Source organism: Streptomyces sp. NPDC051322, from assembly GCF_040689485.1.
GTDB lineage: Bacteria > Actinomycetota > Actinomycetes > Streptomycetales > Streptomycetaceae > Streptomyces.
The window spans coordinates 15,006-32,295 of the sequence record NZ_JBFBAK010000015.1 but is presented as its reverse complement, the minus strand read 5'-3'; the positions used below and the strand labels follow the sequence as shown (position 1 = coordinate 32,295).

General features: G+C 70.3%; 17 protein-coding genes and 1 riboswitch. Of the genes, 9 read left to right on the top strand and 8 right to left on the bottom strand.

All coding sequences use genetic code 11. The features are described 5' to 3' along the window. Positions 1-22 precede the first annotated feature (22 nt). Positions 23-712 (bottom strand): copper homeostasis protein CutC, encoded by a 690-nt coding sequence (locus tag AB0436_RS27625; protein ID WP_366470657.1) that lies wholly within the window; start codon positions 710-712, stop codon positions 23-25. Positions 713-883: 171 nt separating this feature from the next. Here AB0436_RS27625 and AB0436_RS27620 point away from each other — a divergent pair, with 171 nt between their 5' ends. Continuing rightward, positions 884-1,522, top strand: a complete 639-nt coding sequence (locus AB0436_RS27620; protein WP_366470656.1) for a hypothetical protein — start codon at positions 884-886, stop codon at positions 1,520-1,522. Between the two features lie 29 nt (positions 1,523-1,551). On the opposite strand, the gene AB0436_RS27615 is transcribed toward AB0436_RS27620, so the two are convergent. Further along, on the bottom strand, positions 1,552-1,803 hold the full coding sequence (locus AB0436_RS27615; protein WP_366470655.1) for a hypothetical protein: 252 nt from the start codon (positions 1,801-1,803) through the stop codon (positions 1,552-1,554). A 140-nt stretch (positions 1,804-1,943) separates the two neighbouring features. Between AB0436_RS27615 and AB0436_RS27610 the strand changes: the two genes are divergently transcribed. Then, positions 1,944-3,152 carry a Cmx/CmrA family chloramphenicol efflux MFS transporter gene (locus tag AB0436_RS27610; protein ID WP_366470736.1) on the top strand — a complete coding sequence of 403 codons (1,209 nt, stop codon included), beginning with the start codon at positions 1,944-1,946 and terminating at the stop codon, positions 3,150-3,152. 48 nt (positions 3,153-3,200) lie between these two features. Here AB0436_RS27610 and AB0436_RS27605 read toward each other — a convergent pair whose 3' ends face one another. Continuing rightward, positions 3,201-3,467 carry a DUF4031 domain-containing protein gene (locus AB0436_RS27605; protein ID WP_366470654.1) on the bottom strand — a complete coding sequence of 89 codons (267 nt, stop codon included), beginning with the start codon at positions 3,465-3,467 and terminating at the stop codon, positions 3,201-3,203. Continuing rightward, a complete protein-coding gene (locus AB0436_RS27600; protein WP_366470653.1) occupies positions 3,464-3,814 on the bottom strand; it encodes a hypothetical protein in 351 nt (116 codons plus the stop codon). The genes AB0436_RS27605 and AB0436_RS27600 overlap by 4 nt, the downstream gene beginning before the upstream one ends. Before the next feature lie 103 nt (positions 3,815-3,917). Between AB0436_RS27600 and AB0436_RS27595 the strand changes: the two genes are divergently transcribed. The 5 genes from AB0436_RS27595 to bla all read left to right on the top strand — a co-directional run bounded on the left by AB0436_RS27595 (position 3,918) and on the right by bla (position 9,976). Next, positions 3,918-4,850, top strand: coding sequence for a MurR/RpiR family transcriptional regulator (locus AB0436_RS27595; RefSeq protein ID WP_366470652.1), 933 nt, complete (start codon positions 3,918-3,920; stop codon positions 4,848-4,850). A gap of 36 nt (positions 4,851-4,886) precedes the next feature. After that, positions 4,887-5,840 carry an N-acetylmuramic acid 6-phosphate etherase gene (murQ, locus tag AB0436_RS27590; RefSeq protein WP_366470651.1) on the top strand — a complete coding sequence of 318 codons (954 nt, stop codon included), beginning with the start codon at positions 4,887-4,889 and terminating at the stop codon, positions 5,838-5,840. A 43-nt stretch (positions 5,841-5,883) separates the two neighbouring features. Further along, a complete protein-coding gene (locus tag AB0436_RS27585; RefSeq protein WP_366470650.1) occupies positions 5,884-7,452 on the top strand; it encodes a PTS transporter subunit EIIC in 1,569 nt (522 codons plus the stop codon). A 231-nt stretch (positions 7,453-7,683) separates the two neighbouring features. Then, the gene (locus AB0436_RS27580; RefSeq protein ID WP_366470649.1) at positions 7,684-9,012 is read left to right on the top strand and encodes a lipase family protein; all 1,329 of its coding nucleotides are present in this window, start codon (positions 7,684-7,686) and stop codon (positions 9,010-9,012) included. A gap of 52 nt (positions 9,013-9,064) precedes the next feature. Continuing rightward, positions 9,065-9,976 carry a class A beta-lactamase gene (gene bla / locus AB0436_RS27575; RefSeq protein WP_366470735.1) on the top strand — a complete coding sequence of 304 codons (912 nt, stop codon included), beginning with the start codon at positions 9,065-9,067 and terminating at the stop codon, positions 9,974-9,976. Positions 9,977-10,090: 114 nt separating this feature from the next. On the opposite strand, the gene groL is transcribed toward bla, so the two are convergent. The 4 genes from groL to thrC form a co-directional block, all read right to left on the bottom strand. Further along, complete coding sequence (groL, locus tag AB0436_RS27570) at positions 10,091-11,716, bottom strand: chaperonin GroEL (RefSeq protein ID WP_366470648.1); 1,626 nt, start codon at positions 11,714-11,716, stop codon at positions 10,091-10,093. 295 nt (positions 11,717-12,011) lie between these two features. Then, positions 12,012-12,215, bottom strand: coding sequence for a cold-shock protein (locus tag AB0436_RS27565; protein ID WP_005315736.1), 204 nt, complete (start codon positions 12,213-12,215; stop codon positions 12,012-12,014). A gap of 403 nt (positions 12,216-12,618) precedes the next feature. Further along, a complete protein-coding gene (locus tag AB0436_RS27560) occupies positions 12,619-12,894 on the bottom strand; it encodes a MoaD/ThiS family protein (RefSeq protein ID WP_365856975.1) in 276 nt (91 codons plus the stop codon). A 64-nt stretch (positions 12,895-12,958) separates the two neighbouring features. Further along, a complete protein-coding gene (gene thrC / locus AB0436_RS27555) occupies positions 12,959-14,257 on the bottom strand; it encodes a threonine synthase (RefSeq protein WP_366470647.1) in 1,299 nt (432 codons plus the stop codon). 18 nt (positions 14,258-14,275) lie between these two features. Continuing rightward, positions 14,276-14,402, bottom strand: a riboswitch (SAM riboswitch). A 180-nt stretch (positions 14,403-14,582) separates the two neighbouring features. On the opposite strand from thrC, the gene AB0436_RS27550 reads away from it, so the two are divergent. Beyond that, the gene (locus AB0436_RS27550; protein WP_366470646.1) at positions 14,583-15,521 is read left to right on the top strand and encodes a glucosyl-3-phosphoglycerate synthase; all 939 of its coding nucleotides are present in this window, start codon (positions 14,583-14,585) and stop codon (positions 15,519-15,521) included. A 277-nt stretch (positions 15,522-15,798) separates the two neighbouring features. Beyond that, complete coding sequence (locus AB0436_RS27545) at positions 15,799-17,265, top strand: APC family permease (RefSeq protein ID WP_366470645.1); 1,467 nt, start codon at positions 15,799-15,801, stop codon at positions 17,263-17,265. The last annotated feature ends 25 nt before the right edge of the window (positions 17,266-17,290 follow it).

Genomic DNA, 17,290 nt, shown 5'->3' with positions numbered 1-17,290 from the left:
CGCCCGGCGGGCGCTCGATGCGTCAGGTGTCGAGTGCCGTGCGCCACTCGCCCACCACGCGGGCGTCGACCGGCCCGGCCCATCCGCGGGGCCGGGCCGCCCCGCCGATGTGCACCGCGTCGATGCCGGCCGCGAGCAGCCGGGGCAGGTGTTCCAGCCGCAACGCACCGCCCACCATGATCTGCGCCTCGTAGCCCGGTTCTCCGGCTCGCGCGGCCTCCGCCTCCAGCGTGGGCAGCCCCTCCGAGACGCCGGACGCCGCGCCGGCGGTGAGGTAGGTGTCCAGGCCGGGCAGGCCGGCGAGTTCCTTCCGGAGCGCTTCGCGGTCGGCGGCCCGGTCGATGGCTCGGTGGAACGTCCACCGACAGCCCTTGATCTCCGTGATGATCCGCTCGATGGCGACCAGGTCGGGGCCGCCGCCGGCGTCCAGGAAACCGAGGACGAACTCCTCCGCACCCTCCGCGCGCAGCACCCGCGCCGACGCGAGCAGCTCGTCGATGTCCCCGGCGGCGAACCCGTCGGACAGACGCAGCATCACGCGCAGCGGGATGTCGACGGCCGCGCGGATCGCCCCGAACGTCTCAGGCGGCGGTGTCAGCCCGTCAGCCGCCATATCGGTGACCAGCTCAAGGCGGTCGGCCCCTCCGGCCTGGGCGGCGATCGCGTCCTGAGGGGAGAGCGCGATCACCTCCAGAACTGCGCGGTTGCTCATCAGATCCCTATCTTCGAGGGCTACAGGTCTAGTCCAATGCACACCCTAAGGCCCGGCCTCCCGTCACCGCAGCCTGCCCTGCCAATGAACGGGCTTCCCGGCCGAAGAACGGGCTTCCCGGCCAGGGAAAGGGCATCGCATCCGGTACCGGCCGCCGCGCACAATAGCCCCATGCCCGAAGACCTCACCTCCCGCTGGCGTCACACGCTCACCGCCGCCCGCGAGGGAGCCGGCGGCCCCGACCCGGTCCCGTACGCGGAACAACTGCTCGCCCGGTGGGCCGAGCCGCAGCGCCGCTACCACACCACAGCCCATCTGACCGCGGTCCTCGACCACGTCGACACCCTCGCCGGGCACGCGGCCGACCCCGAAGCGGTCCGGCTCGCGGCCTGGTTCCACGACGCGGTCTACCGGCCCGACCGTTCCGAGAACGAGGAGCGCAGCGCGCAGCTGGCGGAGCGCGCGCTCACCGAGGCAGCGGTGCCCGGCGCGCGTACGGCCGAGGTCGCCCGGCTGGTCAGGCTGACCGTGAGCCACGATCCGCAGCCCGGCGACACCAACGGTGAGGTGCTGTGCGACGCCGATCTGGCGATCCTGGCGAGCAGCCCCGCCGACTACGCCGCGTATGCCGCCTCGATCCGCGACGAGTACTCCTTCGTCCCCGACCAGGCGTTCCGTACGGGCCGCGCCACGGTGCTGCGTCAGCTGCTCGGGTTGCCGAGACTGTTCCGTACGCCCTACGGAGCGGACCGGTGGGAGACCGCCGCCCGGCAGAACCTGGCGACGGAACTGGAACTGCTCACCGTCTGACGCCCGACGCTCAGGCCGTTCCGCGCCGCTCAGCGGCAGACGTCCCCGCGGCTGCGGGCGTTGGCGAGCGCGGTGCGGGCGTCGAGCTGCTCGCGGGGGGTGGCCGTGCGTACCGCGTCGGCCGGGCAGTCCCACCCCCGGCCGCCCGCGGGCGGCCGCAGCCGCAGCATCGCGCCGCTGCGCCGCACGACCTCGCCGATCTCGCCGCACCGGGTGTCGATGACGTACGCGCCCTTCGTCGGCCCGCCGTCCGCCTCCTGGGCGTCAGTGCTCACCGTCATGCCCTGTTTTCTCCCCGTACTCCCCCGTCGCATGCACAGCGCCCGCATTCACCACCCGCCCGCGCGGGAATGTCGGCGGGAATGTCACCGTCCCGCACCGTGTTGCCGCTGGCATGCCCGACAACGCCACCCGTACCCGCATGCCACTCGCCGTCCACGTTCTCGGGCTCGCGGTGTTCGCACTGGGCACCAGTGAATTCATGCTCTCCGGATTGCTGCCCGACATCGCCGACGACATGCATGTGTCCATCCCGCGGGCCGGCCTGCTGATCTCGGCGTTCGCGATCGGCATGGTGGTCGGCGCCCCACTGCTGGCGGTGGCGACCCTGCGGCTCCCCCGGCGCACCACGCTGATCGGCCTGATCACGGTGTTCGGCCTCGGCCAGGTGGCCGGTGCGCTGGCACCCGACTACGCGCTGCTCTTCGCCTCCCGGGTGATCAGCGCCCTCGCCTGCGCCGGTTTCTGGGCGGTCGGCGCCGCGGTGGCCATCGCGATGGTGCCGGTGAACGCCCGCGCGCGGGCCATGGCCGTCATGATCGGCGGGCTTTCGATAGCCAACGTCCTCGGCGTCCCCGCCGGTGCCTTCCTCGGCGAGAACCTCGGCTGGCGCTCGGCTTTCTGGGCGGTCGGCGCCGCCTCCGCGATCGCCCTGGTGGGGGTGGCGACGCTGATCCCGCGCATCCCGCTCCCCGACGCGAAACCGCGCCTGCGCACCGAGCTGACCATCTACCGGGACCGCCAGGTCTGGCTCTCCATCGTCGTCACCGCGCTGGCCGGGGGCGCCGTCTTCTGCGCGTTCAGCTACCTGGCCCCCCTGCTGACGGACGTCGCCGGCCTGGCCGACGGCTGGGTCCCGACGGTCCTCGCGCTCTTCGGGGTCGGCGCCCTGATCGGTACGATCATCGGCGGCCGGGTCGCGGACGCGCATCTCTTCGGCGTGCTGCTCACCGGCATCGCCGCCTCGACGCTCTTCCTGGTCGCCCTGGCCCTGCTGGCGCACAGTCCGGTCGCGGCGGTGCTCCTCTCGTTCCTGCTGGGCACCTCGGCGTTCTACACCGCCCCGGCCCTCAACGCCCGGATATTCAACGTCGCGGGCGCCGCCCCGACACTGGCCGGCGCGACCACCACGGCCGCCTTCAACCTGGGCAACGCGGGCGGCCCCTGGCTGGGCGGCGCGGTGATCAGCGCGGGCTTCGGCTTCGCGTCCACGGCCTGGGCGGGCGCGGCGATGGCGGTGGTGGCGATCGGGGCGGTGACGGTGTCGCTGCGGCTGCACCGATCGCAGTCCCGGGTGGTCGCCCGGTCGACGGACCTCGCCCCCGAGCCGGTCGCGGCGGACAGCGTCTGACACCGCCGGGGCGGGCAACTCGTTTCCCGGCTGACGCCGCCGGGGCGATTACGCGGGACGGCCCTTCGGCCGGCGCAGACCGGCCGACGTGAGCCGGCTCACGATCTCCTTCGAGCCGACCTCGACCGCCCCCGCCGCCACCGCGTCCGCGTACCGGTGCGACGGCACGTCGTAATGGTCGCGTTCGAACGCCCGCGGCGGGCAGCCGATGGATTCGGCGAAGGCGTGCAGCTCCTCATAGGAAACGTCGCTGACCAGGTGCGACCACATGCGCCCGTGGCCCGGCCAGGTCGGCGGGTCGATGTAGAGCGTCATGACAGCTTCCCGACCGGAGCCACGATCACGGCCTCCTTCACACACACCCAGTGCGGGTCCGGGCCCAGCTCGGGCTCCACCTCCAGGGCGTGCGGATCGGTACAGACCGGGCACAGCGGCCAGCGGCCGTACTTTTCCAGGAGGGCGTCCTGGACATCCTGCGCGACCAGGCCCGCCACGAACTCCGCGCCGGGCGGCCACTGCTCGACCCACCACCGCCGATGCGTCACCGCGTCCTCGACCAGGGATACGACATCGGCCTGCGCGACGTCCCGCGCGGCGAGATCGGCGAGCACCAGCGCCCGCGCCATGTGCAGGGACTGTTCCAGGGGCGATACGGGTTCCATGGCTCCATTGTCGCCCGGCCGGATTGTCGCCCGGCCGGATGACCTCCGTCCGTCCGGGCCGGAAGGGGTTGACGACCCACGGGTCCGAAAATATCTTTCAGGTGTGACCAACAACGTGAAGGAAATTTTCACCGGCGTCCCGACCCCCACGGCGCCGCCCGCCCCCGCGGCCCTCTCCGCCAAGGTGCGCACTCTTGCGCCGTCCATGACCCGCTCGATGCAGCTGGTCGCGGAGGCGGTGGCGGGCGATCCGGCCGGCTGCGCCGCCCTCACGGTCACCGGTCTGGCCGAGCTCACCGGCACCAGCGAGGCCACCGTGGTCCGGACGGCCCGCATCCTCGGCTATCCGGGCTACCGCGACCTGCGGCTCGCGCTGGCCGGGCTCGCCGCCCAGCAGCAGTCCGGCCGGGCCCCTTCGGTCACCGCCGACATCGCGGTCGACGACCCCATCGCCGATGTGGTCAGCAAGCTGGCCTATGACGAACAGCAGACCCTCGCCGACACCGCGGCCGCCCTGGACACCGTCCAGCTCGGTGCAGCGGTGTCCGCGCTGTCCACCGCCCGCCGTATCGACATCTACGGCGTCGGCGCCTCATCCCTGGTCGGTCAGGACCTGGCCCAGAAGCTGCTGCGCATCGGGCTGATCGCGCACGCCCACGCCGACCCGCACCTCGCCGTCACCAACGCCGTGCAACTCCGCTCCGGCGACGTGGCGATAGCGATCACCCACTCGGGCGCCACCGGAGACGTCATCGAGCCGCTGCACACCGCCTTCGAGCACGGCGCGACCACCATCGCGATCACCGGCCGTCCCGACGGCCGGGTCTCGCAGTACGCCGACCACATACTCACCACGTCCACGGCCCGTGAGAGCGAGCTGCGGCCGGCCGCGATGTCATCCAGGACCAGCCAGCTGCTCGTCGTGGACTGCCTGTTCATCGGCGTGATGCAGCGGACGTACGACAAGGCGGCCCCGGCCCTCTCCGCGTCGTACGAGGCGCTGGCCCACCGCCACGCCCCCCGCACCAGCCGCTGACCCGGTCCCGCTGAACCAGAAAGAGCCGCACAGATCATGACCTCCACTGCCTCCGCCTCGGACAACTACGGAGCGCTGCGCGCCCAGCTGGACACCCTCACCACCGAGGCATTCCGGCCCGAGCTCGCCGAGATCGACCAGCTGCCCACCGAGGAGATCGCCCGGCTGATGAACGGCGAGGACGCCACCGTCCCCACCGCCGTCGCCGCCCGGCTCCCGCAGATCGCCGCCGCCATCGACGCCATAGCGGCCCGGATGTCCCGTGGCGGCCGGCTCGTCTATGCGGGCGCGGGGACCGCCGGCCGGATGGGCGTGCTGGACGCCAGCGAGTGCCCGCCCACGTTCAACACCGACCCGTCGGAGGTCCTCGGCCTGATCGCGGGCGGCCCGTCCGCCATGGTCACGGCGGTCGAAGGCGCCGAGGACTCCAAGAAGCTGGCCGCCGACGACCTGGACGCACTGCGCCTCACCGCGGACGACACCGTCGTCGGCATCTCCGCCTCCGGCCGCACCCCTTACGCGATCGGTGCGGTCGAACACGCCCGTGGCCTCGGCGCCCTCACCATCGGCCTGTCCTGCAACGCCGACAGCGCACTCGGATCGGCCGCAGAACACGGCATCGAGGTCGTCGTCGGCCCCGAGCTGCTCACCGGCTCGACCCGGCTGAAGGCGGGCACCGCCCAGAAGCTGGTGCTCAACATGCTCTCCACGATCACCATGATCCGGCTCGGCAAGACCTACGGGAACCTCATGGTCGACGTCCGGGCCTCGAACGAGAAGCTGCGCGCCCGGTCCCGCCGCATCGTGGAGCTGGCCACCGGAGCCGATGACGCGGAGATCGAGGCCGCGCTCACCGCCGCAGAGGGCGAGGTGAAGACCGCCATCCTCATCATCCTGGGCGGCGTCGACGCACGCACCGCCGTGCGCCTGCTCGACGAGACCGACGGCCACCTGCGCGCAGCGCTGCGCACCACCGCCCGCACCAGTTGAACCGGTACCTCCCGCCCCACCCGAACCAAAGGCACCACGCACCATGAGCACTTCCGAAGACAAGAACCGCGCCACCGCTGCCGCGATCCTGCCTCTCGTAGGCGGCGCGCAGAACGTCACCTCCGTCGCCCACTGCATGACCCGACTGCGACTCGGCCTGGCCGACCGCTCGCTGGTGCAGGACGAGACGCTGAAGGCACTGCCCGCCGTCATGGGTGTGGTCGACGACGAGACCTACCAGATCGTGCTGGGTCCGGGCACCGTCGCCCGGGTCACCCCGGAGTTCGAGGCCCTGGTGGCCGAGGACCGGGCCGCCGCCCCGGCGGGCCCCGCCGCCGCAAGCACCGCCGCCCCGCCCTCCGCCGCGGCCCCGGCGGCCGCCACCGCCGAGGGCCTCGCCGACCGGGGCGCGGCGATGCGCGCCGAACGCAAGGCGAAGAACGCCACGCCCGTCAAGCTCTTCCTCCGGAAGATCGCGAACATCTTCGTCCCGCTGATCCCCGCCCTGATCGGCTGCGGCATCATCGCCGGCGTCAACGGGCTGCTGGTCAACGCGGGATGGCTGACCGGCGTCACGCCCGCGCTCGCCGCGATCGCCTCCGCGTTCATGGCGCTGATCGCCGTCTTCGTCGGCTACAACACGGCGAAGGAGTTCGGCGGGACGCCCATCCTGGGCGGTGCGGTCGCCGCGATCATCGTCTATCCGGGCGTCGCGAACGTCTCCGCCTTCGGCGAGAAACTCTCCCCCGGCCAGGGCGGTGTACTGGGTGCGCTCGGTGCGGCGGTACTCGCGGTGTACGTCGAGAAGTGGTGCCGCAGGTTCATGCCGGAGTCCCTGGACGTCCTGCTCACCCCCGCCCTCACCGTCCTGGTCTCCGGCCTGATCACGCTCTTCGGGCTGATGTACGTGGCCGGCGAGATCTCCACCGCCATCGGCGACTTCGCCACGTGGCTGCTCGCCCACGGTGGCGCGGGGGCCGGTTTCATCCTCGGCGGCTTGTTCCTGCCGATGGTGATGCTGGGTCTGCACCAGGCGCTGATCCCCATCCACACCACCCTGATCGAGCAGCAGGGCTACACCGTGCTGCTCCCCATCCTGGCAATGGCGGGCGCCGGCCAGGTCGGCTCGGCGGTGGCGGTCTACCTGCGCCTTCCGCACAACAAGTCGATCCGCAAGACCATCAGGTCCGCACTCCCCGCCGGCTTCCTCGGCGTCGGCGAACCCCTGATCTACGGCGTCTCGCTGCCCATCGGCCGCCCGTTCGTCACCGCCTGCGTCGGCGGTGCCTTCGGCGGCGGCTTCATCGGTCTCTTCAACCAGCTCGGCGACTCGATGGGCTCCACCGCCATCGGCCCATCGGGCTGGGCCCTGTTCCCCCTGCTCAAGGGCGACCACGGCCTGGGCACCTCACTCGCGATCTACGCGGGCGGGCTGCTGGTCGGTTACCTCGCCGGCTTCGTCGCCACGTACTTCTTCGGCTTCAGCAAGACGCTCCTTGCGGAGTTCAACGTCGACCCTGCGGCGGCCGCCACCGGTACCGCCGGACCGGCCCCGGCACCGAACGACGACCGCGCTCCGGGTGGCCCGGCCCAGGAACCGGCGGGCGTCTGACACCGCACGGCCGCGCGGTCCGGGGAAGAGGGCGCACCCGCTGTGGAACGCGGGTGCGCCCCGCCATGTCCGGGAAGCTCAAGGACTACGCCCACTGACCCACTCCGTGGCCCGCTGAAACGGCGACACCTCCACCTGTACGTGCACACCACGGTACGACCCCTTGTCTTCTTACTGACCAGTCAGTAAGTTCCGGATACCCGCATCACAGGTCTCACCGTGGAGTCCCTCATGCATGCGAAAAAACGTCTGGTGGCCACTGCCATGGCCACCGCCGCCTGTCTCGGCGCTTACGCGGTACCGGCGGTCGCCGCCTCCGGACCGGACAACGAGGTGTCCCGAGGGGTCACCATCCCGTCGTTCTACAACCCGCCCGCCGAACTGCCCGCCGCCAACGGCACACTGATCCGCACCGAGCCGCTGCCGCTCGATCTGAGCCTGCCGGGGCTCGAGGGCCCGCTGCCGGGCAGGGCGACCCGGCTGATGTACAAGTCCACCGACTCCAACGGCAAGCCGGTGGCCGTGACCGGCGCGTACATCGAGCCGTCGACAGCCTGGTCCGGCGACGGACCGCGACCGTTGGTGGCCTTCGCGTCGGGCACGATGGGGCAGGGCGACCAGTGCGCGCCCTCGCTGGCGCTGCAGCACCCGCTGCAGATCAACACCGGGACGGTGTCCCTCGGTTACGAGGACCTGGCGATCTACCGGTTGCTCGCCAAGGGCGTGGCCGTGGCCCTCACCGACTACGCCGGTCTCGGCGCGACCGACCGGCTGCACACCTACGTCAACCGCGTCGACGAAGCGCATGCCGTCCTCGATGCCGCCCGCGCGGCACACACCGTGCCCGGCGCGTCGATCGGTCCGGACTCCCGCGTCGGCCTCTACGGCTACAGCGAGGGCGGCGGGGCGACCGCCGCGGCCGCCGAACTCCAGTCGTCCTACGCGCCCGACGTCCCCCTGTCCGGCACCTACGCCGGTGCGCCGCCCGCCGATCTGACCACCGTCATGAAGGGCATCGACGGCAGCGGCCTGGCCGGCGCACTCGGCTGGTCGATCAACGGTTTCCTCCAGTCCGACCCGGCCCTGGCCGACTTCGCCGATTCGCAGATCAACGCTGCGGGCAAGGCCGCACTCGCAGATCTGTCCACCATGTGCGTCGGCGACGCGGTCCTCGGCTACGGCTTCAAGAAGAGCTCGTCGTGGACGACCAGCGGCAAGCCCATCTCCGAGGTCATCGCGGCCGCCCCCGAGGTCCAAGCCGTCCTGGACGCACAGCGCATCGGCAAGCTGAAGCCGTCCGGCCCGGTGCGGGTGGCGACCGGCGTGGCGGACGACATCGTGGTGCACTCACAGGTACGGCAACTCGCCGTGGACTGGTGCGACAAGGGCGCGAACGTCACCTACAAGCCGCTACGGCTGCCCAACCTCGGCGACCGGACGCTGATCAACCACCTCACACCGGCCATCGCCGACCAGGGCTCCGCCATCTCCTGGCTGACCGACCGCCTGGCGGGCGAACCGACCGCCTCCAACTGCGCGACGATGCCCTTCCAGCCGTGAGTGACATCATGCGGGACGGTGTGTCCGCCGTCCCATCGCAGGAGGTCCTGTCCTGTACGCACGAGAGGTTCGACGACCTGCCCGTCGTACGGTTCTCGCCCTCGGCGCGGGAACAGCGCTCGCCGCCCTCCCCCTGGACGCGACGGCGTCCGCGGCCCCGGCCCGTTTCCGTGCCGTCGACCGGCGGTTGAGCGACCTCGAACAGGAGCACCACGCCCGCCTGGGGGTGTTCGGCCGCAACCTGCGCACGGGCGAGACCGTCGTGCGCCGTGCCGACGAACGCTTCCCGATGTGCTCGGTCTGGAAGACGCTCGCCGCTGCCGCCGTCCTGCGGGACCTCGACCGGCACGGCGAGTGCCTTGCCGAGCGCATCCATTACACCGAGGCCGACCTGGTCGCCCACTCCCCGGTGACCGGCACCCCCGAGCATCTGGCGGGCGGCATGACGGTGGCGGAACTCTGCGCGGCCGCCGTCTCCATCAGCGACAACACCGCGGCGAACCTGCTGCTCCGAGAGCTCGGCGGCCCCACAGCCGTCACCCGGTTCGCCCGGTCGGTGGGCGACCCGACCACCCGGCTGGACCGGTGGGAGACCGAGCTGAACTCGGCCGAGCCGTGGCGCGTGGAGGACACCACCAGTCCACGCGCCATCGCGACGACATGTGCCCGTCTCGTCGTCGGTCGCGTCCTGAACCGGCCGGACCGGGACCGGCTGACCACCTGGATGCGGAACAGCGCCACCAACGGGCAGAGTTGCCGCGCCGGACTCCCCGCCGACTGGACGATCGCGGACAAGACCGGCAGCGGCGACTACGGCACCAACAACGACGTGGGCGTCACCTGGACCCCGGACGGCACGCCGATCGTGCTTGCCGTCCTCACCACACACCAGGACGCCTCGTCCACAGCGGATTACCCGCTGGTGGCCGCGGCCGCCGGACTGCTGGCGGACGCACTCGGCTGAACGCGCCGCGCCGAAACGCCCGAGGGCGGCACCCCCTGGGAGAAGGGGCACCGCCCTCGGCCGTGAGCCGTAATGCTGTGCAGCCGTACAGCTGTGGAACTACCGAGCCGGGGCTCAGAAGTCCATGTCACCGCCCGGCATGCCGCCCGGGGCGCCGCCGGCGGCGGCCTTCTCCGGCTTGTCGGCGATGACGGCCTCGGTGGTGAGGAACAGCGCGGCGATCGACGCGGCGTTCTGCAGCGCGGAGCGCGTGACCTTGGCCGGGTCGATGATGCCCTCGGCGATCATGTCGACGTACTCGCCGGTCGCGGCGTTGAGGCCGTGACCGATGGGCAGGTTGCGGACCTTCTCGACGATGACTCCGCCTTCGAGACCACCGTTGACGGCGATCTGCTTCAGCGGGGCCTCCAGCGCGAGCTTCACGGCGTTGGCGCCGGTCGCCTCGTCACCCTCGAGCTCGAGCTTCTCGAAGACCGAGGAGGCCTGGATGAGCGCCACGCCACCACCGGCGACGATGCCCTCCTCGACGGCCGCCTTCGCGTTGCGAACGGCGTCCTCGATGCGGTGCTTGCGCTCCTTGAGCTCGACCTCGGTCGCCGCGCCGGCCTTGATGACGGCCACGCCGCCGGCCAGCTTCGCGAGGCGCTCCTGGAGCTTCTCGCGGTCGTAGTCCGAGTCGGAGTTCTCGATCTCGGCACGGATCTGGTTGACGCGACCCTGAACCTGGTCGCTCTCACCGGCGCCGTCGACGATCGTGGTCTCGTCCTTGGTGATGACGACCTTGCGGGCGCGGCCGAGCAGGTCCAGACCGGCGCTCTCGAGCTTGAGGCCGACCTCCTCGGAGATGACCGTGCCGCCCGTGAGGATGGCGATGTCACCGAGCATGGCCTTGCGGCGGTCACCGAAGCCCGGGGCCTTGACGGCGACGGACTTGAAGGTGCCCTTGATCTTGTTGACGACCAGGGTGGAGAGCGCCTCGCCCTCGACGTCCTCGGCGATGATCAGCAGCGGCTTGCCGGACTGCATGACCTTCTCGAGCAGCGGAATGAGGTCCTTGACGCTGCCGATCTTGGAGTTGACGATCAGGATGTACGGGTCGTCGAGCGACGCCTCCATACGCTCCATGTCGGTGGCGAAGTACGCCGAGATGTAGCCCTTGTCGAAGCGCATGCCCTCGGTGAGCTCCAGCTCCAGACCGAAGGTCTGGGCCTCCTCGACCGTGATGACGCCTTCCTTGCCGACCTTGTCCATCGCCTCGGCGATGAGCTCGCCGATCTGCGTGTCGGCGGCGGAGATGGAGGCGGTCGAAGCGATCTGCTCCTTGGTCTCCACGTCCTTGGCCTGCTCGAGCAGGGCAGCGGAGACGGCCTCGACGGCCTTCTCGATGCCGCGCTTCAGGGCCATCGGGTTGGCACCGGCTGCGACGTTGCGCAGGCCCTCGCGGACCAGCGCCTGGGCGAGGACGGTCGCGGTGGTCGTACCGTCACCGGCGACGTCGTCCGTCTTCTTGGCGACTTCCTTGACCAGCTCGGCGCCGATCTTCTCGTACGGGTCCTCGAGCTCGATCTCCTTGGCGATGGAAACACCATCGTTGGTGATCGTGGGGGCGCCCCACTTCTTCTCGAGGACGACGTTGCGGCCCTTCGGGCCGAGGGTGACCTTGACGGCGTCGGCGAGCTGGTTCATCCCGCGCTCGAGACCGCGCCGTGCCTCCTCGTCGAACGCGATGATCTTGGCCATGTGAAGTGGTCCTCCCGGACAGGGTGGGATGCGTCAGACCTGGCGGCGCCCGCGACGGACGGCCTGCCTGCCTGGTGGTTCCTTGCCCCACCCGGCCTGCGGGCCTCGCCAACCCGGTCTTTCTGTCACTCTCACTGGGAGAGTGCTAATGCCAATGATTAGCACTCGACCCCCACGAGTGCAAGCGCCTCCGGATGATCCGGGCGGCGCGAGGCGGACGCACGAGAGGCCCGTACCCCGGTGTGGGGTACGGGCCTCTCGGCGTGAGTGCGTCGGTGGCCGATCGCGCCGAGAATCAGACGGCGAGCTTGACCATGTCCGCCTGCGGACCCTTCTGGCCCTGCGAGATCTCGAACTCCACTCGCTGACCTTCTTCAAGGGTGCGGTAACCGTCCATCTGAATCGCGCTGTAGTGGACGAAAACATCCGCACCACCGTCGACCGCGATGAAGCCGTACCCCTTCTCCGCGTTGAACCACTTGACGGTGCCCTGAGCCATCCCTAACTCCCCTATTACTGGCCCTTGCACGGACCCGCACTTCGCGGGACCCGGGGTCAGACCTTGCGCCGGAACGCGTCGACCGCGGCTGAATGTATCTGCCCAACTGCCCTCTGCAACAGGGCAATCGGACGAGAAATCTGTGCGTGACCGAACGCCCGAATGGGCAGATTTTCGCAGGTTCCCGGGCAAGTCGGGCCGGGCAAAGGGCACTTACGCCACAAAAGGTTTCACTTTTTGTCCGCATCTTGTCGCGTCCTCATATGCACTTGGCATGAGCAGCGAAGGGGACTACCCCAACTGTACCGCGCTCAACCGCATGGAATTACCCCCTCCGCTTCTGGCCCGGAGGGGGTAATCAAGGGTGCGATCGTGGCGCAGGACGGGCGCCGTCGGAGGGCTGTCAGCCGCCGGCGACGGCCGGAATGATCGAGACGCCGGCGCCGTCCGGCGTGGCGGTCTCCAGGCCCTGCTCGAAGCGCACGTCGTCGTCGTTGACGTACACGTTCACGAAGCGGCGCAGCTTGCCCTGGTCGTCCAGGACGCGGGCCGCGATGCCGGTGTGGTTCTTCTCCAGGTCGGCGATGACCTCGGCGAGGGTGCCGCCCTCGGCGACGACCTCGGCCTGGCCGCCGGTGTACGTGCGGAGGATGGTGGGGATGCGGACCTTGACGCTCATGCGGATTGCCTTCCGGGAGACCGGCCGTCCAGGAGACCGGGGAGTGTGCGGGACGGGACGGGGTTCAGCTGGTGGCCAGGCCGGCCTCGCGGAACGCGTCCAGGGTCGGGCGGATCGTCGCGGTGGGGCGTGAGGTCTCGGCCACCGCGTCCAGGGTCTTGAGGCCGTCACCGGTGTTCAGAACGACGGTGGACAGCGCCGGGTCGAGCAGACCCGCCTCCAGCAGCTTCCTGGTCACGCCGACGGTCACCCCGCCCGCGGTCTCCGCGAAGATGCCCTCGGTGCGGGCCAGCAGCTTGATCGCGTCGACGATCTGCTCGTCGTTGACGTCCTCGACCGCGCCGCCGGTGCGCCGGGCGATGTCCAGGACGTACGGGCCGTCCGCCGGGTTGCCGATGGCGAGGGACTTGGCGATCGTGTTCGGCTTCTGCGGCCGCACCACGTCGTGGCCCGCCTTGAAGGCGGTGGAGACCGGCGAGCAGCCCTCGGCCTGCGCGCCGAAGATCCGGTACGGCTTGTCCTCGACCAGGCCGAGCTTGATCAGCTCCTGAAGACCCTTGTCGATCTTCGTGAGCTGGGAGCCGGACGCGATCGGGATGACGATCTGGTCGGGCAGCCGCCAGCCGAGCTGCTCGCAGATCTCGTACGCCAGCGTCTTCGAGCCCTCGCCGTAGTACGGGCGGAGGTTGACGTTGACGAAGCCCCAGCCCTCGCCGATCGGGTCGCCGATGAGCTCGGAGCAGAAGCGGTTGACGTCGTCGTAGTTGCCCTCGATACCGACCAGTTCACCGCCGTACACCGCGGCCATCACGACCTTGCCCTGCTCCAGGTCGTGCGGGATGAACACGCAGGAGCGGAAGCCGGAGCGGGCGGCGGCGGCGCCGACGGCGCCTGCCAGGTTCCCGGTCGAGGAGCAGGACAGGGTGGTGAAGCCGAAGGCGCGGGCGGCCTCGACGGCGATCGCGACGACCCGGTCCTTGAAGGAGTGCGTCGGGTTCCCGGAGTCGTCCTTGATGTGCAGGCCACCGGTGATGCCGAGCTCGCGGGCCAGGTTGTCGGCCTTGACCAGCTTGGTGAATCCCGGGTTCAGATTGGGCTGCGACGCGACATCCGCGGGGACCGGCAGCAGCGGCGCGTAACGCCAGATGTTGTTCGGTCCTGCCTCGATGCGCTTCTTCAGCTCGTCGGGGGAGCCGCTCGGCAGGTCGTACGCGACTTCGAGCGGCCCGAAACAGGAGGCACAGGCGAAGATCGGTCCGAGCGGGAAACGCTCTCCGCATTCGCGGCAGGAAAGCGCGGCGGCGGGTCCGAGATCGACGGATCCGGTGGAGTTCGTGGTGTCGGCGACAGTCTGCACAGCCATGGTGGCGAGGTCCCTTTCTCCTCATCTTCCTCGCGACGTACTTCGCCGCAAGACGGAATTGGCACCTTCCCCACCATGACCTCGCGGTCGGCGGAAGGTTGCCGGGACTTCAACGGGCCGTTCCCTCAGTCCCTCTGGATGAGCGCTATGACGCCGGGCCGCCGGGCCCGGGTATTTGTCCCACGTACCGACCCCCGGCATGCGGCGGTCTCTCGCGTTGTTCAAGACTGTAGCCGAAGGCGAGGACGATGAAGAGAGTCGTCCGTACCGCGAGATGACTGTCACATGAGCCGCTGCCGCGGCCGGCGCACCTAGGAGACACTCCGTGCTGGATGAGGTGGAACGCTGGCTGACCAGGCGTTCCTGGTCGGCCGCCGACCGTCCGCTGGACCGGCTGACCGCCGCCAAGCGCTGCACGAAGGTGAGCGTGGTACTGCCTGCGCTGAACGAGGAGGCCACGGTCGGCGACATCGTCGTGGCGATCCGGCGGGACCTGATGGAGGCGGTGCCGCTGGTGGACGAGCTGGTCGTGGTCGACTCGGGCTCCACCGACCGTACGGCCGAGGTCGCGGCGAAGGCCGGCGCACGGGTGGTGCACCGGGACACCATCCTGCGCCGGATACCCGCTCTGCCCGGCAAGGGCGAGGTGCTGTGGCGCTCGCTCCTGGCGACCAGCGGCGAGATCGTCTGCTTCGTCGACGCCGACCTGAAGGACTTCTCGACGGACTTCGTCTCCGGCATCGTCGGACCGCTGCTCACGGAGCCCGATGTGCATTTCGTCAAGGCCATGTACGACCGTCCGCTGGGCGCGGCCCCCGGACAGGGCGGCCGGGTGACGGAGCTGGTGGCCCGGCCGCTGCTCAATCTGCACTGGCCCCAGCTGGCCGGTTTCGTCCAGCCGCTGGGAGGCGAGTACGCGGCGCGCCGCTCGCTGCTCGAGCGGCTCCCCTTCCCGGTCGGTTACGGAGTGGAGCTCGGCCTGCTGGTCGACGCGCTCCAGACGGTGGGGCTCGACGCGCTGGCCCAGGTCGATGTCGGCTCCCGCAGGCACCGCCACCAGGACGGCCTGGCGCTCGGCCGGATGGCGGCCGCTATTTACCGGACCGCGCAGCTGCGGCTCTCCCGCGGGCATCTGGTGCGGCCCGAGCTCACCCAGTTCGAACGCGGTCCTGACGGGTTCGTGCCGCGGACGTTTCCGGTGGACACCGAGGAGCGGCCACCGATGCGCGAGGTGGCCGAGTACGAGGCGCGCCGCGCTGCGTGACCGGACGCGCACGCCGCCGGCCAAAAGAATCCGGCCGACTTCACGAGAGAATCCGCACCGCCCATCAGTCCACGAAATCCGCTTGGATACCGCGACCGGGGAGCGCATAAGCACCTACGAATACGTCGGACGCGACGGATTTCGTTGCGGTGCGCCCTTAATGAGGTCTTGACGGGATCCATCGGTAAGGGTTGTATTCGGACACCGGAGCGGCGCGGAGGTCCCCGCTCGGTCCAGCCCACGCACCGATGGGACACGGATAATCAACATGCCCGACATGGCCGTTGGCGCCACGCCCCAGAAGTCCGAAGTCGAGAAGCCCCCCGCCGGCACTCGCGACACAGCCGCCCCGAAGCTCACCCGGTCGATCGGGGTGGTGGGGGGCACGCTGCTCACACTGACCTGCCTGACCCCGGCTTCCTCACTCTTCGTGATCGTGCCGGACTCGTTCGCGACCCTCGGCACCGGCACGGCCCTCACCATCGCCATCGCCGGCCTGCTCTGCATCGGCGTCGCCTTCACCTACTCCGAACTCGGCACGCTGATACCGAGCTCCGGCGGCGAGTACGCCATGGTCGGCACCCTGATGGGCCGGCTCGCTGGGTGGCTGGTTTTCGTCCTGTCGCTGATCGTGGTCATGATCGTGCCGCCCATCATCGCGCTGGGCACCGCCGACTATCTGGCGCCGATCGCCCACCTCAGTCCGCAGCTCACCGCGGCCGGGGTCATGGTGCTCGCCACCCTGATGGGACTGCTGGATCTGCGCGCCAACGCCTGGATCACCGGCATCTTCCTGGTCCTGGAGGTGGTGGCCTGCGCGGTGGTCGCCTTCCTCGGCTTCAGCCACACCAGCAGGTCCGCCTCGGTCCTCGTCCACCCGGTGATGGCCACCGGACACGGTCAGAGCTCGGCCGTCACCGCCGGGCTGATCGTGACCGGTCTGGCTACCGCCCTCTTCATCCTGCAGGGCTTCTCCACGGCCGTGTATCTCGCCGAGGAGATGGACAACCCGCGCCGCAACGTCTCCAGGACCGTGCTGTGGACGCTCGGCATCGGGGCGGCCGTCGTGCTGATCCCGGTGGTGGCGATCACGCTCGGCGCCCCCGACCTGGCGACCCTCGCCACCGGCGACGTCGCGGGCATGGTGGCGAGCTGGAGCAACTCCGGCGTCGGCACCTTCGTCAGCCTCTGCATCGCGCTGGCGATCATCAACGCCGCGATCGTGATGGTGATCCAGAACTCCCGCGTCGTCTACTCGTCGGCGCGCGACGCGGCATGGCCGGATTCCGTCAACCGTGCCTTCTCGCACGTCAGCCGGCGGTACGGCTCCCCCTGGGTGGCCACGCTGGCCGTGGGCATCCCCGGAGCGGCCCTGTGCTTCGTCAACCTGGACACCCTGAGCGAGGTCACCGGGGTGGCGGTCGCCGCGATGTACGTGTTCGTCGCGCTGGGCGCACTGGTCTCCCGCCGGGGCGCACACAAGGACCGGCCGGCCTGGCGCATGCCGCTGTGGCCCGCGATCCCGGCGCTGCTGGTCGTCGTACTGGCCTGGGTGCTGTACCAGCAGAGCGTCAAGAGCCTCGTCATCACCGGCGTCATCGTCGCGGCGGCCACCGGCTACTGGGCGCTCTACCTCCGCCCCCGCAGCGAAACGCACTGGGTGATCTCGGTCCCCGAGGACGTGCTCGCCCCCGCCGGGGACGGCGCCAGCCAGGACCCGGTGGCGGGGCCCCAGCACGTTTGAGCGGTTCCGCCAGGGGCTAGGTAGG

What these genes read in the sequence shown, in the direction of transcription:
- AB0436_RS27625 (WP_366470657.1), bottom strand. Translation starts at nt 712, where the DNA reads ATGAGCAACCGCGCAGTTCTGGAGGTGATCGCGCTCTCCCCTCAGGAC.
- AB0436_RS27620 (WP_366470656.1), top strand. Translation starts at nt 884, where the DNA reads ATGCCCGAAGACCTCACCTCCCGCTGGCGTCACACGCTCACCGCCGCC.
- AB0436_RS27615 (WP_366470655.1), bottom strand. Translation starts at nt 1,803, where the DNA reads ATGACGGTGAGCACTGACGCCCAGGAGGCGGACGGCGGGCCGACGAAG.
- AB0436_RS27610 (WP_366470736.1), top strand. Translation starts at nt 1,944, where the DNA reads ATGCCACTCGCCGTCCACGTTCTCGGGCTCGCGGTGTTCGCACTGGGC.
- AB0436_RS27605 (WP_366470654.1), bottom strand. Translation starts at nt 3,467, where the DNA reads ATGACGCTCTACATCGACCCGCCGACCTGGCCGGGCCACGGGCGCATG.
- AB0436_RS27600 (WP_366470653.1), bottom strand. Translation starts at nt 3,814, where the DNA reads ATGGAACCCGTATCGCCCCTGGAACAGTCCCTGCACATGGCGCGGGCG.
- murQ (WP_366470651.1), top strand. Translation starts at nt 4,887, where the DNA reads ATGACCTCCACTGCCTCCGCCTCGGACAACTACGGAGCGCTGCGCGCC.
- AB0436_RS27585 (WP_366470650.1), top strand. Translation starts at nt 5,884, where the DNA reads ATGAGCACTTCCGAAGACAAGAACCGCGCCACCGCTGCCGCGATCCTG.
- AB0436_RS27580 (WP_366470649.1), top strand. Translation starts at nt 7,684, where the DNA reads ATGCATGCGAAAAAACGTCTGGTGGCCACTGCCATGGCCACCGCCGCC.
- groL (WP_366470648.1), bottom strand. Translation starts at nt 11,716, where the DNA reads ATGGCCAAGATCATCGCGTTCGACGAGGAGGCACGGCGCGGTCTCGAG.
- AB0436_RS27565 (WP_005315736.1), bottom strand. Translation starts at nt 12,215, where the DNA reads ATGGCTCAGGGCACCGTCAAGTGGTTCAACGCGGAGAAGGGGTACGGC.
- AB0436_RS27560 (WP_365856975.1), bottom strand. Translation starts at nt 12,894, where the DNA reads ATGAGCGTCAAGGTCCGCATCCCCACCATCCTCCGCACGTACACCGGC.
- thrC (WP_366470647.1), bottom strand. Translation starts at nt 14,257, where the DNA reads ATGGCTGTGCAGACTGTCGCCGACACCACGAACTCCACCGGATCCGTC.
- AB0436_RS27545 (WP_366470645.1), top strand. Translation starts at nt 15,799, where the DNA reads ATGGCCGTTGGCGCCACGCCCCAGAAGTCCGAAGTCGAGAAGCCCCCC.